The following is a 15,897-nucleotide window of genomic DNA, read 5'->3' as shown; positions in this document are numbered from 1 at the left end:
TATCCCATCCATTTTATGTATCGGTATTCTAATTTAGAAGTTCATAGTCTATCTTTACCTGCTCCTGCTCTTCCAGAAGCGCAATCAATAGTTGAAAGACGCTCTCTGCTTCCGGCAGTTTTATTTTCTGCCTACCTGCAGCTGACCGTTCTTCGTCTGAACGGTCTGCTCCTTGCATTTCTGCTCCATTTACTTCCTCTTCCAGTTTTCTATATTCCGGTTTTTCCATATTCCTGCAGCCTTTCTGTACCTCATCCATATAAACTATGCTTCACCCTTTATCCTGCTACATCACATCAGGGCTCATAATCCACCGCCATTTCTCATAAATTGCTAAACATAAGGAGGGATACAAAATGTTGCCAGAAATATTAGAATACTCATCCCAGCCTGTCACACGCTGCGCACTTTATATCCGGGTATCTTCATCCGAACAGGCAATGCACGGAAAATCCCTGGAAGCCCAAAGAATGTATCTGGAAGAACATGCCGTTAAAAATTCTTATAAAATTGCAGGTATATATGCGGATGAGGGGAAAACAGCCAGGAAGGAATTAAAAAAAAGAAAAGCGATCCATGCCCTGCTGGAATCGGTAAAAAGAGACGAGATCGATGTAATATTATTCTGGAAAATGGACAGATGGTTCCGAAACGTATCCGACTTTTATAAAGTACAGGAGGTTTTAGACCAACACCACGTGAAATGGTTTGCAGTTGCCGAACCAAACATGAACCTGGATACCCGGGATGGACGTTTAAATCTGAATATTATGTTATCTATCGGTCAAAATGAGGTGGATACCACATCCGAAAGAATAAAATTTGTAAATGAAGCTTCCATCTCCCAGGGCAGATTAATATTTGGAAAATGCTCCATGCCCTATGGATATACATCACAAAACATAAATGGAATTAAGAAAATGGTAATTGATAAAGAAAAAGAGGCAATTGTCCATGAATGGGCACGATTTTTTCTGATGTCGCAAAGCAAACGCTCCACGGCTGAACACATCCGCACAAATTTTGATGAAAACTTTACCTATGATATCATGAACAGTATGTTGAAAAGTGAATTCTATATTGGTAAATACAGAGATAACACCACATACTGTGAACCCTACTTTTCATCCCAAACATGGGATATGATTCAGAAAGCAGCAAACCGGAATGTAAGAAAGCCAACCGGAGAAAGAGTATACCTTTTTACTGGATTGATTAAATGCCCCTATTGCGGAAGATCATTGTCTGCATCCTATTCTACTAGAGTTCTGTATAAAAAAACTGGTGCCAGAAAAACATATATTTACTACCGCTGCTCCTATGGAACAAATAATAAACTGCACAAGATTAACCCGCTGAATGAAATTAAAATAGAAAATTATTTACTGAAATACTTACTTAAGAAATATGCCGGATACAAAACCAGATGTATTAGAATTAATGAAGTAAAAAAATCAAAACCAATTGGTAATCCGGATAAAATAAAAAAGGAAATAGAACGATTAAATTTTCTCTTTCAAAAAAGCCGAATCAGTCTGGAAAAATATGAAAATGAATATAGCGATCTGACCCGGCAACTGCATGAAACAGAGTCCCTCTCCACTATAACGCAACAAAAAAAGGAACTGTCCGAATTAGAAACTGTTATAAACTGCGGTTTTCATGAAATCTATAGAAGGCTGGGCAGGCAGGGAAAGCAGCGTTTCTGGCATCATATTATTAAAAAAATTAATGTGAACCAAAAAAATGAAATCGTATCTGTTGAATTCAATTATTTTTGATTGTGTTGTACAAATCCGGGAGTACCTACCGGGCCTACTGGTAATACGGGCGCAGACGGAGCTACAGGGCCCACAGGAGCTGCCGGGGCCACCGGCGCTGATGGCGCTGTGGGCGCTACCGGACCGACCGGAAATACAGGACCTGCAGGCGAAACTGGCGCCACAGGACCTACCGGAGCCACAGGCGCTGGCGGAGCCACCGGAGTTACCGGCGCTACCGGAAGTACCGGGGCCACTGGAATTACCGGCGATACAGGCGCTACCGGCGCAGTCGGACCTACCGGCGCTACCGGGGCTGATGGGGTTACCGGTGTTACGGGCACTACCGGGGCTACCGGCGCTGACGGAGCGGACGGACCGACCGGCGCTACCGGGGCTACCGGCGCTAATGGAATCACCGGGGCTACCGGACCTATTGGTGCCACCGGACCGACCGGGGCTGATGGCACCGCCGGTGCTACGGGAGCAACAGGTGCTACCGGCGCTAATGGAATCACTGGGCCTACCGGCGCTGCAGGCCAGGCAGGAGCTACGGGAAGTACCGGGGCTACCGGGGCAGTAGGTCCCACCGGGCCAACCGGGGCAGATGGTCCTGCAGGCGCTACCGGGGCTACCGGCGCTACCGGAGCAAACGGGGCCACCGGACCGACGGGCGCCGTTGGTGCCACAGGGCCTACCGGAACCGCAGGAACAAATGGAAATACCGGAGCTACCGGCGCTGCAGGCGCAACTGGTGCTACGGGTGCTACCGGACCTTCTCCTACCCAGACAAATGCAAGATATACGGTAACCTCTTCATCTTTAACAAATAATGCAGCGATTGCTTTTGGTGTTGTTTTCAATAACGGCACCAACATCACCGCACCTACAACTACTACGTTTCAGTTAGCAGCAGGTCATGTTTATTCCGTATCCTATATTGTGAATGCCACCGTAACTTTAGCTGGATTTATCGGAGTAACACCACAGGTAAACGGTGCTGCACAGACCGACTTTGTGACAAACAGCACCTCCACACTATCTGCGACAAACCCTGGCGTATCGGGAACTTTCCTTATTAATGCCACTGCAGCTACAACACTGAGCTTTTTATTTAATTCCTCTCTGACAGCTACCGCTCCACATGGTGCAGTATCGATCGTAGAGTTATCATAATCGCTTTTTAAGCAGAAAGGGAGCTGAATCACAGATGGGTAACCATCTATGACTCAGCCCCTTATTTTTCCTGCATCAGATCATCACGCGGAAGGGTCCCAGAACTACTCCCAGCACCTTCCAGATCACATTCTTAATAAAAGGAACCTCCGCCACTTTTACATGTGCGGGTGTCTCATAAGTATCTTCATCTATGACTTTTCTGGCATCCTGCTGCAGTTTGTCCATATAACCCTCTAATTGTTTGTTCAGCTCTTTGCTGTCTACAACCAGCATCAATTCCGTATCCACATAAGTGCTTCGAAGATCCAGATTATAAGATCCTACAATCGAAATATCATCATCAATTAAGATGGATTTCCCATGATAAGACTCACCCCCGTCATATTCATAGATCTGCACTCCGGTATCAATGATCTTTCCTTTATTTTTCAGATAATCCGATGAAGCAACAATATTATCACCGTTTTCCACCGAATTGATCAGCATGGTGAAATCAACGCCGGTTTCACTGATTTCTTTCATACCCTGGTACATATCGTTACTTAAGACAGCGTATGGGGTATGTAATACCACCCGCTCTTTTGCATGTGCCATCAATTGCTGCATTTCATACCATGCAGTGGGTTCTTTTCCATAGATATCTTTGGGGTTGGAAACCAGTGTTGCCTTATTAGTGGGAACCGTCACCTTATCAAAATAATCATCTTTAACAAATAACTCCGGTTTTTCTTTTTTTATTTCCCGGTAATGCTGTTTTAAGGACTCCACCTCGGCCTTTACACCGTCTTTTTCCTGAAGCCTGCTGTCGGAATGGAAGACTCTGCAGTACTTGTAATCCCACATTTCATTAAAATAGGACTCCAGTTCAAACAGGGAACTTTCCTTAGTCCGGTCCGTCCCTGCCGCTGTATTATAAATAAAAACTTCCCGATCCAGGCTCTTGTCATCTTCGATATAGTTTCCAAGGAAATAGTCAAATGTATTTCTGCCGCCTAAAAGGTAATACTGATCGTCAACAATCAAATATTTATCATGCATTCTTCCATGAAATGTCCAGGGCTTTACCGGGTTTGGCATATTATAAATGCGCACCTCAATGTTGGGATGACTGGAAACCGCATAAAAAAGCTCTTTTCCCTCCATTCGGATTAAGCCGCTGATTCCATCTACCAGAATCTGAACTTTCACCCCACGGTCTGCCGCATTTAAGATCATCGCCAGTATGTCTCTTGTGCTGTATCCCGGACGCATATCAAAGGTGGATAAAATAATCCGCTCCTTTGCCTGCTCAATCATCCTGATCCGCTCATCCAGAGCATCCATACTGTCTTCCACAATATATGCCCGGTCTACAGACAGGGTATCGGAATAATATTTATCTGCACTGGATCCCGCCTTATAGTCTGCACTGACCTTTTTTATTTCCAGAAAAGGTGCCAGCATTCCGATTACGAGATATAAAATAATGGCTATGATAGTAATGATAAGCCAGTGTCTTCTTAAATATGCCTTCATACTATGCTCCTTCTTCCTTTACACATGCTCTATCTCCACTTTAGTTCCGCTGATACCGCTTTGTGCCGGACTGACAATCAGCCGTACCGGAACCCTTGCCTTTACTGATTCCACATGAGAGATGATTCCTACTTTCAGATGTTCATTGTGAATCCGCTCCAGGGATGTCATAACTACATCCAGAAGATTCTCGTCCAGGGAACCAAATCCTTCATCCAGGAAAAACAGTTCCAGCGGCGCTGTTCCCTTAAGCTGGATTTCTTCGGACAGGGATAAGGCAAGTGCCAAAGAAGTCACAAATGTCTCTCCGCCGGAAAGGGTTGCCGGAGCTCTTAACACCCCGCCGTTTTTATTGTCCCGAATCACAAATTCTCCTTCCAGATTCGTTTCCAGCTCATAATTACCGTTTGTAATCTCTGACAGCCGTCTGGATGCACTTCTGGAAATATACTTCAGGCGCTCTGCCGCCATATATTCTACAAACCGTTTTCCCCGGCTGACCCCTTTTAAATCCTCCAGAATACTGATCTGATGCTCCACGGCATCCAGTTCTTCCCTGAGCTTCTTCTTTTTCTCCAGATTGCCCTTAATACTTTTCACCTGCTGTTTCCATTCACCCAGCTGCTCCTTTTGTTTGTTCAGCGCAGCTTCAAGCCCCTGGCACTTCACATTTAATTCTTTTATTTCTGCTTCCGATACAGCTCTTCCACCCAGCTTTTCACCGGTTTCCTTTATCTTCAAAGAACACTCTCTTAATTCATTATAATGATTATCAATAGACTTTTCAAACTCCTGATATTGCTTTTTGTCTAAAACAGCATTTTTCACTTCTTCCATATCTGCAAAGTTCAGACGGGCCATCTCTTGCTTTAAGCTCTCCTCCGATTTCACACGGGCATTCTTATTACCTTCAAGCTGCCCAAGCAATTGATCTGACTGCTGCTTTATCGACTGGCTTTCCTCCGTTGCCTGTTGAAATTCCAGTCTGTATCTCTCGTATTTCTCCAGCAGTGAAGAAAGTTCTTTTTCCAGTAATGTTACACAGGCTTCCGGATTCATTTCATTTCCGATTTTTTCTGCAACCTGCCTTTTCTTCTCCCGAATACTGCTCTCAAGAGGTATCAGCTCCAGCTGTATTTTATTTGCAGCTTCTTTACCTGTACTGATATTTGCCTGGATATTCTTCTGTAAATCCCGGTTATCACTCAGTGACTGCCTTACCCTTTGCAGCTGTTCTTCTCTTTCTTCCCTGTCTTTGTCAAGGCTCTGAATCCTTTTCTTTTCCTCTTTAAAATCCAGTATCCCCGTTTGTGACTGCAAATCCAGTAATAAGGCATTCTGATTTTCCCAGTCAGTCCCGGCTATTTTAATCTCTGCCTGCAGTTCCTCCTGCTGGCGGGACAGAAGATTTATAATACCTGCCTGGCTGTCCTTTTTCCGCTCCAGCATTTGGATTTCAGCATTGCATGTTTCCAGCATTTCCTCCAGATTTTCTACCTGGTTTTCTTCACCCGGCTGAAAGCCATCTGTCTGTTCAGTGTCTTTTCCCCACTCATGATGTCTCCCACCGCATACAGGACAGGGCTCTCCTTCCTTCAGTTCTTTGCGAAGGAGTGCTATCTGCCTGTCTCTGATACCTTGCTTTAATTTTGTTAACTGTTCCGTAATCTGCTGTCTTTCCCTGAATTTTCCCTCTAATTTTTCGGAGAATTCATTTGCAGTAACTTCTTCTTTCTGAAGTTTTTTGATGCCGGCTGTCCGCTTATTTTCCTGGCTGTTCAGATCCTTTTTAGAATTATTTACGGATTCACTCTGATGAATACCATATTCAATCTGATCCCGGTAATCTGCCGTTACTTTTAACTCCAGAAGGCTCGTTTCCAGTTTATGAATATTCTGGCTTTCTGTTATTTCCTCCTGAATCAGATGTTCCTGTTTCTTTTCAAGATCTTTCAACTGTTCCTGCTGCATAGACAACTTCTTTTGAAGCTCCTGCTGCTGCTGCTGCATGCCCGGAAGTTCTTTCCACTGCTCCCATGCCTCTTTGGCACTCTGCAGCTTTAAGCGGATGCCGCTTTCCTGCTCTTCCCTCTGCCTTGCAATATTCTGAAATGATAATTCTTTCTCCTTTTTCCTTGCATTCGTCTCTTCCAGCCGGAGCTCCCACTCCCGGATCTGATCCTGCAGCATTCTTTCCTGTCTTGCCAGTTCCTCATAAGAAACCAGCATGGGCGCTATACCCCTGGCTCGGTCTGCAGCTTTCAGTTTTTCTTCCCGCAGGGCTATTTTTTCTGACTGTTTTGTCAGTTCACCAAGCCTTTGTTCATGCACCTCCCGCTCTTTCATTAAAAAACGGACTGTCAGAAATTCCTGGTACGTTTCCCCCGTAATCCGAAACTCCTGTTCTGTCTTAGCCAGAAGCTGCTTTCCCTCTTCCAGCTGCCTGCTGCGCTGCTCCAGCAGTTCTTCACTGGCAAGAACATAGGCCTCCATCTGACCCTGGATATTCGACCGTTTTGCCCTCTCCTCATTTAAGGCACTGTTCAGCTTTTCCTCCAACCCTTTACCGTATTCTTCCAGACGGAACAGGCGCTCCAGAATTTCTCTTCTGTCCTTCCCGCTGACTTTTAGGAATTCACTGAATTTCCCCTGTGGAAGTACAACTGTCCGCATAAAATCATCAGCAGTCAGTCCGATAATATCCGCACAGGCACGATCCACTCCTTTCACGGTATCCTCTAATATTAATTCTTCCTCTGTAACATCCACCAGTTTACATTTCCCGGCTTTCGTTCCCTGGGTAGTCAGCTTAAATTCCCGTTCTACCCGGTAGCGCTTTGCCCTGACACCGGTAACCTGGAATTCATAGCTGACAGAAGCGCTCTGGCAGTTCTTGTTAATAAATTCATTTGTTCCCCGGGACATGGCTTTTATTCCGTACAATGCCATAATCATCCCGTCCAGTATGGTAGATTTTCCGCTTCCCGTAGGACCGAAGATTCCAAAGAAGCCACGCTTGGCAAGCTCCGTAAAATCAATTGTCTGTTCTTCAACAAAGCTGTTCAGTCCCCGTATCTTAAGTCTGATCGGTCTCATGTTCCACATCCTTTCCCAATAACCCCAGCAATACCTCCATGGTTTCCTCCGGAGCCGGAACACCCCGCTCATGGAGATAAAATTCCTGGAACAGCTCATGAAACGGCCTCTCCCGAAACCGGTATTCACCCTCTTCTCTTTGGGTCTCCGGAAAAATGGGATGTATCTCCAGGATATCTTCCTTTAACTGTTTCATCTGTTTGATCTCATCTTCCAGAATCGCCCGTCCCGTTTCAATCTCCAGATAAACCCAGCAGACTTTCTCTGCATTATCCTGGCACAGGGAAATCGCATCCGTTACACTTTTGCAGCGCCATACTTCAATGGGCTTATACTGTTTCAGAGGAATCGACGTGATCTTTGCTTCTCCATGGGCACTTACATCCACCAAAAGCACCTGCTTCTGATAGATCTCTTCCCCTCTGTGATATTGGAGGGGTGCCCCGCTGTAACGTGCAATGTGGTTTCCCGGCACTACCTGCGGTTTGTGAATATGTCCCAGCGCAATGTACTGGGCCTTTTCAGGGAAAATATCCCCGCCTACGATATAACTGCCGCCCAATTGAATGCTTCGCTCTGACCCGCCTTCCACACTGTTCATGACAAACAAATGAGATACGATAAGATTTACCGTATCTTCCCGAAAATGTCCTTCCAGAGAGGTGAAAAGCTGCTTCATCCGATCCCCATAGGTAAGCAGCCGCTGCTCATCCGTATCCATATCTCCATAGAGCACTTCATTTAATCTCTTTTCACTTGGAAACGGAATCGTCAGTATTACCGCCCTTTCCGCACCCAGATCGATCTCTACATATCCCTCATTGGATTCCGTCACCTGATGTTGTCCATACCGCCCCGGAGAAATCACCGTTTTTGGCGTACCCACCATAATAATACCATGATCCATAGCCAGAGGCGTCGCTGCTACAAGCCGCTGTGGATTATCATGGTTTCCTGCAATGACCACCGTTATCCTTTTACCCTGACCTGATATCCTTTTCAAGGTATCGTAAAAAAGCTTCTCAGCACGGGCGGACGGGTTGGCGGAATCATAGATATCACCCGCAATCAACACAAGATCCGGGTTATTTTCTTCTACTATTTTCACAAAGTCTTCCAGGAACAGTTCCTGTTCATCCAGCCGGCTTCTGCCCTCCAGATTTTTACCCAGATGCCAGTCGGCGGTGTGTAATATACGCATCCAATGCCCTCCTTTTTCCTGTGTAGTTATTATACTTCCCAAACCGGCAAATGTCAAAAAAACTGGATGCAGCAATTACGTTCATCAGAACACCATTAACACCCTTGCACCCCCAAGTCCCCTGGAATTACCCAGTTCAATCCGGCCCCCGTGTGCCTCGGTAACACTTTTTGCAATAAACAGTCCCATCCCATAATGAAGTTTTGAATTTCTGCTCTTATCACCCTGGTAAAATTGTTCAAAAGCCCGTTTGATCTCCTCCTCTGTAAATCCTCTGCCTGAATCCTCAATGCAGACTGCCAGATGATTGTCTTCTTCAAATCCACTGATCTTTATTTTTCCCCCATCCGGTGTGTATTCCACTGCATTGGCAAATGCATTCATGACTGCCCTGCAAAAAGCAGACTCATCCAAAGCCATTTGCTCCGGCAGATTCCTCAGGTCCACTTCTATCCCTATGGATTTCTCCAAAACCAGTATTTTTGCCTGAGATACCACTTCTTCCATCAAAACCTGCGGATTGGTCTCTTTTCGAAAAATTTCAAACTCCCTGCGGGCACTGTTAATATCCAGCAGCATACGGATATAACCCTGCATCTCTGCTGCACTATGCAGTATATTACCACTATACATCTGCTGTTCCTCATCCAGGTCTGTCTCGGATAAAAGCTCTGCATTTCCCCGCAAAACAGTGAGCGGTGTTTTTAAGTCATGGCTTAATGCCGCCACCTGATCTCTTCTGCTCTCTTCCAGTTTCCACTGCTGTTCCAAAGAATCTTTCAGATTTTTCCGCAGTTTTGCAAAAGAATCCAGAACATTGCTGATTTCTTTAATATCAGAACTCTCCATCTCAAAATTAAGTTCTTCCATCCTTATTTGTTCCGTGGTCCGCTCCAGTACGGCAATCTCACGGGACAATAATTTTCCAAACCGCCTGGAGAGCCAGATAATGATCCCCAAAGTCAACAGTATAAATATAATTGCAAGACACACCAGCGGGTTTGGAAGATATTTTTGAAGCACCGGATTGGTAAAGCTCATGGCTATCTTATATAAGATAACGCAGGTTCCTCCCGTGACAGGTACCGTTTTAATAAAATAATCCCGAATGGTATTCGCTCCCTTTACAGCGTTGTCATAAGCCTCATCCTTTAAGTCTTCCTCTATACTTCCCTTTCTGAAAATGCCATCTTCATCATATATGCCATAGAGGCATCCCCTGGGAATAAAAGCGGATACATCTGTACTCTCTGCAATCTGATCCCTGTACGCCTCTATCTGGCGTTCATAATAGTTTGCCGGAAGCACACTTGTGCTGTATGCCAATGCCTGCAGAATCAGTATCACCACTCCTGCCGCCGCCAGTATTCCAAACCCGAGAAAGACCACATATCTTGTAAATATATTTGTTATTGTCGTCTTCTTTTTTAATCTCTCCATTTATATCCCATACCCCATACCGTTTCAATCGGACAGCAGCCATATTTAGACAGCTTGCCTCTGATATTCTTAATATGCTCCACAATTACCGCAATGTCACTCTCTTTATCGTAACCGAAGACCGCTTCGTATATCCGCTCTTTGGAAAAAACCTGTCCGTGGTTCAACGCAAGGTATTCACAAATCTCATATTCACTTTTCGTGAAAAGAATCTGGTTTTCCTGAAACCAGACTTCTTTTGCCTTCAGCTGGAATGTCAGCCCCGACAGATGAAAGGCATTTTTCTTCTGCCTGTGATCCCTTCTAATATGTGCTTCCACCCTAGCCCTCAGTTCTCCAATGCCAAAAGGTTTCGTAATGTAATCATCGCCTCCGATGCTAAGCCCGGTCATGAGGTCGGACTCCATGGTCTTAGCCGTCAGAAACAAGATTGGACAGTCCACTTTGTCCCGTATTTCCCGGCACAGGGTAAAACCATCTGTTCCCGGCATCATTACATCCAGTAATATCAAATCAAAATTATATTTTTTTATTTTCAATACTTCATCCGCACGGTCATATGCCGTGACATGGTGACCGGATTTTTCCAGCGCACTTTTAATAATCATAAGGATTCCTTTTTCGTCATCCACTGCTAAAATTTCTGCCATACCTGCTCCTCTAAGATGTACTCTTTCTGCCTTCAAAACGGGAAATAAACACCAGTGATATCAGAAATACAACCATAGTGGCAATGAACATCCCTGCCGGTTTTCCAGCGTCCAGAAACATTTCCATCTGCCCCTGTGGGTAGTATAACAAAAAATAATCACACAGTCTAGCCCCCCAGGAACAAGGTAAAAAGCCCCATATTCCATCACCAAGCCCGGTAAGCATCAGCGCTGTCACAAGGCATTCTACCACTGCAAGCCCCATAAGTGAGCCTTTCCCAAAACGTATCCCCACCATAAGATGAATCGTATACATAATTACCTGACAGCAAATTATGATTACCGCCGCCCATGCAAATAGAGAAAAATCAACCTGACCTGTTCCCGGCAGAGAACGAAATCCCAGCCAGAAGGTTCCAATTGTAAAAACAGCTACTGCCATACCGGATAAAAACAGCATAATAAATTTACTGATCCAGACTTTCCATCTTGGATACTGTTGTGACAGCATTTCTTTAAATCCCCCTGCCATTGCCTCCTGCTCTGCCGCCATAGCGGTTACTACTGCTCCAATCAGTGGAAACGCAATTGCCACTACTTCTAAATATGCCTGTACTTTACCTGCCGGCTCCCAGGGAGAAATCACAAAATATACCAGAAAGAGAACATTCCCAAGCAATGGTACCAGAATATGCACCGGAAAAAATGCCGTATGTCTCATCTTCATAAAATCTGCCTTTAACAAATACCATAAGCTTCTCATTAATTCTGCGCCTCCCTGTTTTTATACCATCTGCCTGTAAGATAAGTAATTACGGCAAACAGCAGTAAAGATAATATAATTCCCGGCAAAAAAACACCCTTTGAAAGGAGTTCCGGTGTAAAGGTATAACTTCCCGGTTCAGCCATAAGTCCGTTGGGCAGAATTCCAATAGCAGGTATCATCAGCCTTGCCGTATAAGTATAAGGTACTGCCATCCACCAATTACTTAAGGAAACCGTTGCACTAAATACAATATATGCCGCCAGATTTATAATAAAGGTTGGGAATATACCAATCTTATACCCCAGAAACATACACAGTGGAATCTGCCACAGAGAAGTTATGATCATCAGTGCCGTTCCAGCCAGCATAGATAAATTGGAAACAAGGGGGTATCCGGTATCTTTAAATAATATTCCCTCCACAAATGAAACAATTAGAATCAGCAGGCAGGAAATGGCAAACCGTTCTGCCATAACAGCCGTCTTCGCATACCATATATGTTTCATTTTAACCGGCATAACCAATACTGCCTGGTCTTTTAATTTCTTGTCAATTCCGGCACTTAGCGTACAGGCAATCGTCAGCATACCGGGCATAATCATTCCATACCACCAGTTAAAATTATCAATCTGTGCATAATTAGAGGCGAGGAACAGGGAAATAAAGGAAGTGACTAGCGGTGCCGCAAAAAACAATACTTTCAAAAACGTATGTCTTATTTTTATTCTTTCTGAAATGATACAATTGTACATTAGATTTCCCCCTCTCTGCGGTATGTTCCCGCCACTTCCATAAATAAAGCTTCCAGGTCATCTTCTTTATTGAATTTACCCTGGTATCCCAGAATTCCACCTGAAATAATTCCCACATAATCTGCCATCTGATTCACTTCGCTGAGTATATGACTGGAAATGATAACGGTAATTCCCTTTCCCGGGAACGAGCAGATCAGTTCCCTTAATTCCTGGATTCCAAAAGGATCCAGTCCGTTAGTAGGTTCATCCAGTATTAGTAGCTTCGGATGATTTAAGAGTGCAATGGCAATCCCCAGACGCTGCTTCATCCCCATAGAAAACTGTCCTGCCTTTTTCTTACCCGTACCCGTTAATTCTACCGTCTGCAATACTTCCTCAATTCTTTTTTCCGGAATCTGAAGAGCGGTTGTCCTGACCAGCAGATTTTCTCTTGCCGTCAGATTTTCATATAGAGGTGCCGATTCAATAAGCGCCCCAATCCTGGCAAGATCCTTCCTCTGCCACTGATGTCCTTCAAAAAAGATCTCTCCTGAAGTAGGCCGCAGCATACCGGTCAGCATTTTTAATATGGTAGACTTTCCTGCCCCATTGGCGCCCAACAGCCCATATACGGAATTTTCCGGTATCTTTAAACATACATTGCTAACCGCTTTCTGTTCCCCGAAATTTTTACATAAATTACTTGTTCCTAAAATAACATTCATTTTCTCACCTATTATTCATTACAGGCAATCCTGCAATACTGTTTCCTCTCTTTTAATTGATACCAGTATCATACAGCCCAATTATAAGAAATCTATAAGGAAAGAAAAAAAGCCATGATTACTCATGACTTTTACCCCTTTGTCTGACATTAAAATAAATTGTAAATGTTGTTCCATTTCCCAGATGGGATTCTGCTTCTATCCAACCGCCATGTCCATCAATAATTGTCTTTGCGATATGAAGTCCCAGTCCCTTTCCTTTTGGTTCCCCGGAAGCTCTCTTCGAATAATTTGCTTCGAAAATATGTGGCAGATCCTCCGGTGCAACACCTTTTCCAGTGTCACTGATTGTAATCCGTATTTCTTTTTTTATATCCATCCGGATATGAATCTTACCTTCAAAGGGGGTGAAATCAAACGCATTATAAATAATATTTCCAAACGCCCTGGCCAATAAATTCTCATCCAGTTCCATATAGATCTTCTGTTCCGGAAGGCTGATATTAAAATAAATGCCATATGCCTGTGCATCCGGAAGATGATTTTCATAGAGTTGCTGTAAAAAATCGTTGAGAAGCTGCCTTTTTTTCTTAAATATAATTCTGTCGTCCACAGAAAGCTCCTGCAGATTTGCAACTCTGCTTTGTACCTCTTCCGACTTTTGTTCAATGGCTGTCAGATAGGCTCTCGTCTCGTCGTCAATTCGTACATTACTGATTTTCATAAATTCGATAAAAGTCTGAATGGAAGATACCGGTGCCTTCAGGTCGTGAGCAACCTCAGAGAGCAGTTTCTTTCTTTCATGAAGAAGCCCGGTCAATTCCCGGGTACGCACATTGACCTCCTGCTCCAGATGCCTGGTCAGCCTCTCGTTCTCTTCCTGAATCTCACGGATATAAAACTGCAGCATAACCGAAAACACAATGATCAGGCAGAAACCCGCGTATTCCTTCGGCCAGGCTCCCCGGACCGGTTCGAACAGATTACTGGTAAATACATCCCAGAGGATTCCGATTCCATATATCACATTGCCGGCAAGCATCAGGTAGAATCCCCGTTTTCCCAAGAGAATCCCTTTAAATGCCATCAACAGCATATAGCAGCTGATAAAAATCTGATATCCGTCTATTACACTGCCGTAAATTCCATTCAGACTGGGCGCTTTTGTTAATATTAATAATGGAACAAAAAAGGAAAAAAGACACATTCCGATACATAAGGGCAGCATACCCTTCTTAAAATAAAGTTTTTTGTCCTCCCCTGCAACCAAAGCACTTATCGCTGCTGCACAGGCGATCATGATATACTCACTGCTGTCTTCCAGCGCATACAGGAAATTCACATTCAAAACCCCGATCCAGCGTACAAAAGGATAACTTACATGTATCCCATAAGCCAGACATAATACACCATAGAGGACATATATTTTCTTGTTTCCATTTCTCCAGACTACCAGAGAAAACAGTGCCATAGTTAATGCTGCAATACACAGAATTCCATAAACAATCAGGCGTGCAAACACAATCCCCGTTACGGTTCCTGTAGTTCCAAGAATCACCGGATAAAACATGCCGCTGTAATAATGTTCGTAATTGGTGATTTCCAACACCAGCTCCGTTTCTTTTCCGGCTTCAAAACTCACCACCTGATTTTGAACAACACCACGGTAAGTATCCTTATCCAAGTCACCAAGCTCAGCCACAGATTTTCCGTTGATATAGATCCTGGAAGCGCTGAAAAGCTCCGGCACCTCCATGCTTAAAATCACCGGTTCCCCCAGGTTCACAATCTTCAGACGGTAGGAAGCACTCCCAAATGCACTTTCATTTTTCTGACGCATGGAATAGTCGGAATATTGTCCGATAAATATATACCGGGGTTTTACCCTTTCCCCGGAACCACTATAAAAAAGCGTTTCATTATAAAATTCCCAATCATCAATCGGGCACAGATAACTTCCATTCGCAAAAGTATCCCCATCAATGGTCAGTACTCCTTTTACCGGCTGTGCAGAAAAATGGGAATATTTATTATCCAGCTTATCCAAAATGCCAAACACCGCCAATATAAGGATTCCAATGGCACAAACCATTAACAACCCGGAAATGATCTTTTTATAATTATGAATTGAACTTATATCCTCTTCCCCAAATCGTTTCAATGTAATTGTGTCCCTCCCTCAGACTGTTCATTTTCTTGCGTGCCTGTGCAAGATGAACCTGGACGGTATGTGCGTCGCCAAGGTTTGGCTGGTTCCAGACATTATCATAGATCTCTGCGGCTGAAAACACCTTGTCCGGATGCCTTGCCAAAAAATAGATGATATTAAATTCCGCGGCAGTAAAAGTGATTTTTTTATCCCCGCATAAAACCGTTCTTGTAGAAACATAGATTTCAATGGGCGGAAAATGTAAAATGCGATCCGCGGCCTCCTGTGTACCATAGGGCTTCAGCCTGGCATAAATGCGAAGCTCTAACTCCTTAAGACTGTATGGCTTTGTAAGGTAATCATCCCCTCCAGCCAAAAATCCATTAATCCGATTCTCTTCCTCCAGATGATTGGATACAAATATAATCGGTATGTCTCTCTTCTCTTTCATCTTACTGCAGACTTCAAATCCATTCCCATCCGGAAGGGATATATCCAGAACAACACAGTCTGCTTCTGACTTCTCCATCATACTGTATGCCTGTTCCACATTTTCTGCCTCGCAGACCTGGAATCCTGCCTGTTCAAAATAAATTTTATTTACAGTGCGCAGCGCACGGTCATCTTCAACGATTAGAATTCGATACATATATTTATCTATTCTCCTTTTTAACACCCAGAG

Annotated in this window: 13 protein-coding genes; 2 read left to right on the top strand and 11 right to left on the bottom strand. The window is 44.1% G+C overall.

The annotated features are described in order from the left end of the window. Window positions 1-28: 28 nt before the first annotated feature. The gene (locus CD03_RS0129445; RefSeq protein WP_027296678.1) at window positions 29-259 is read right to left on the bottom strand and encodes a hypothetical protein; all 231 of its coding nucleotides are present in this window, start codon (window positions 257-259) and stop codon (window positions 29-31) included. A 97-nt stretch (window positions 260-356) separates the two neighbouring features. Here CD03_RS0129445 and CD03_RS35260 point away from each other — a divergent pair, with 97 nt between their 5' ends. Both CD03_RS35260 and CD03_RS36630 read left to right on the top strand, forming a co-directional pair. Beyond that, window positions 357-1,781 carry a recombinase family protein gene (locus CD03_RS35260; RefSeq protein WP_044289755.1) on the top strand — a complete coding sequence of 475 codons (1,425 nt, stop codon included), beginning with the start codon at window positions 357-359 and terminating at the stop codon, window positions 1,779-1,781. Continuing rightward, complete coding sequence (locus tag CD03_RS36630) at window positions 1,782-2,936, top strand: hypothetical protein (RefSeq protein WP_081820417.1); 1,155 nt, start codon at window positions 1,782-1,784, stop codon at window positions 2,934-2,936. Window positions 2,937-3,011: 75 nt separating this feature from the next. On the opposite strand, the gene CD03_RS0129430 is transcribed toward CD03_RS36630, so the two are convergent. The 10 genes from CD03_RS0129430 to CD03_RS0129385 all read right to left on the bottom strand — a co-directional run bounded on the left by CD03_RS0129430 (window position 3,012) and on the right by CD03_RS0129385 (window position 15,864). After that, window positions 3,012-4,454 carry a phospholipase D family protein gene (locus CD03_RS0129430; protein ID WP_027296677.1) on the bottom strand — a complete coding sequence of 481 codons (1,443 nt, stop codon included), beginning with the start codon at window positions 4,452-4,454 and terminating at the stop codon, window positions 3,012-3,014. Between the two features lie 18 nt (window positions 4,455-4,472). Next, window positions 4,473-7,550 (bottom strand): SbcC/MukB-like Walker B domain-containing protein, encoded by a 3,078-nt coding sequence (locus CD03_RS0129425; protein WP_027296676.1) that lies wholly within the window; start codon window positions 7,548-7,550, stop codon window positions 4,473-4,475. Next, the gene (locus tag CD03_RS0129420; protein WP_027296675.1) at window positions 7,531-8,751 is read right to left on the bottom strand and encodes an exonuclease SbcCD subunit D; all 1,221 of its coding nucleotides are present in this window, start codon (window positions 8,749-8,751) and stop codon (window positions 7,531-7,533) included. The genes CD03_RS0129425 and CD03_RS0129420 overlap by 20 nt, the downstream gene beginning before the upstream one ends. Window positions 8,752-8,835: 84 nt before the next feature. Beyond that, window positions 8,836-10,191: a HAMP domain-containing sensor histidine kinase gene (locus tag CD03_RS0129415; protein ID WP_027296674.1), complete on the bottom strand. Its 1,356-nt coding sequence runs from the start codon at window positions 10,189-10,191 to the stop codon at window positions 8,836-8,838. Beyond that, entirely contained in the window at window positions 10,179-10,841 is a 663-nt protein-coding gene (locus CD03_RS0129410) for a response regulator transcription factor (RefSeq protein WP_027296673.1), read from the bottom strand. The genes CD03_RS0129415 and CD03_RS0129410 overlap by 13 nt, the downstream gene beginning before the upstream one ends. Before the next feature lie 10 nt (window positions 10,842-10,851). After that, the gene (locus CD03_RS0129405; protein WP_027296672.1) at window positions 10,852-11,604 is read right to left on the bottom strand and encodes a lantibiotic immunity ABC transporter MutG family permease subunit; all 753 of its coding nucleotides are present in this window, start codon (window positions 11,602-11,604) and stop codon (window positions 10,852-10,854) included. Beyond that, a complete protein-coding gene (locus CD03_RS0129400; RefSeq protein WP_027296671.1) occupies window positions 11,604-12,359 on the bottom strand; it encodes a lantibiotic immunity ABC transporter MutE/EpiE family permease subunit in 756 nt (251 codons plus the stop codon). Before CD03_RS0129400 ends, CD03_RS0129405 begins: the two co-directional genes overlap by 1 nt. Beyond that, a complete protein-coding gene (locus CD03_RS0129395; protein WP_027296670.1) occupies window positions 12,359-13,066 on the bottom strand; it encodes a lantibiotic protection ABC transporter ATP-binding protein in 708 nt (235 codons plus the stop codon). The genes CD03_RS0129400 and CD03_RS0129395 overlap by 1 nt, the downstream gene beginning before the upstream one ends. A 118-nt stretch (window positions 13,067-13,184) precedes the next feature. Then, window positions 13,185-15,227 (bottom strand): sensor histidine kinase, encoded by a 2,043-nt coding sequence (locus CD03_RS0129390; protein ID WP_052378042.1) that lies wholly within the window; start codon window positions 15,225-15,227, stop codon window positions 13,185-13,187. After that, window positions 15,187-15,864, bottom strand: coding sequence for a response regulator transcription factor (locus CD03_RS0129385; RefSeq protein ID WP_027296668.1), 678 nt, complete (start codon window positions 15,862-15,864; stop codon window positions 15,187-15,189). The genes CD03_RS0129390 and CD03_RS0129385 overlap by 41 nt, the downstream gene beginning before the upstream one ends. Between the last annotated feature and the right edge of the window lie 33 nt (window positions 15,865-15,897).

It is taken from the genome of Robinsoniella sp. KNHs210, from assembly GCF_000686105.1.
GTDB lineage: Bacteria > Bacillota > Clostridia > Lachnospirales > Lachnospiraceae > Robinsoniella > Robinsoniella peoriensis.
This window is presented reverse-complemented; position numbering and strand designations above follow the sequence as displayed.

What these genes read in the sequence shown, in the direction of transcription:
- CD03_RS0129445 (WP_027296678.1), bottom strand. Translation starts at nt 259, where the DNA reads ATGGATGAGGTACAGAAAGGCTGCAGGAATATGGAAAAACCGGAATAT.
- CD03_RS35260 (WP_044289755.1), top strand. Translation starts at nt 357, where the DNA reads ATGTTGCCAGAAATATTAGAATACTCATCCCAGCCTGTCACACGCTGC.
- CD03_RS0129430 (WP_027296677.1), bottom strand. Translation starts at nt 4,454, where the DNA reads ATGAAGGCATATTTAAGAAGACACTGGCTTATCATTACTATCATAGCC.
- CD03_RS0129425 (WP_027296676.1), bottom strand. Translation starts at nt 7,550, where the DNA reads ATGAGACCGATCAGACTTAAGATACGGGGACTGAACAGCTTTGTTGAA.
- CD03_RS0129420 (WP_027296675.1), bottom strand. Translation starts at nt 8,751, where the DNA reads ATGCGTATATTACACACCGCCGACTGGCATCTGGGTAAAAATCTGGAG.
- CD03_RS0129415 (WP_027296674.1), bottom strand. Translation starts at nt 10,191, where the DNA reads ATGGAGAGATTAAAAAAGAAGACGACAATAACAAATATATTTACAAGA.
- CD03_RS0129410 (WP_027296673.1), bottom strand. Translation starts at nt 10,841, where the DNA reads ATGGCAGAAATTTTAGCAGTGGATGACGAAAAAGGAATCCTTATGATT.
- CD03_RS0129405 (WP_027296672.1), bottom strand. Translation starts at nt 11,604, where the DNA reads ATGAGAAGCTTATGGTATTTGTTAAAGGCAGATTTTATGAAGATGAGA.
- CD03_RS0129400 (WP_027296671.1), bottom strand. Translation starts at nt 12,359, where the DNA reads ATGTACAATTGTATCATTTCAGAAAGAATAAAAATAAGACATACGTTT.
- CD03_RS0129395 (WP_027296670.1), bottom strand. Translation starts at nt 13,066, where the DNA reads ATGAATGTTATTTTAGGAACAAGTAATTTATGTAAAAATTTCGGGGAA.
- CD03_RS0129385 (WP_027296668.1), bottom strand. Translation starts at nt 15,864, where the DNA reads ATGTATCGAATTCTAATCGTTGAAGATGACCGTGCGCTGCGCACTGTA.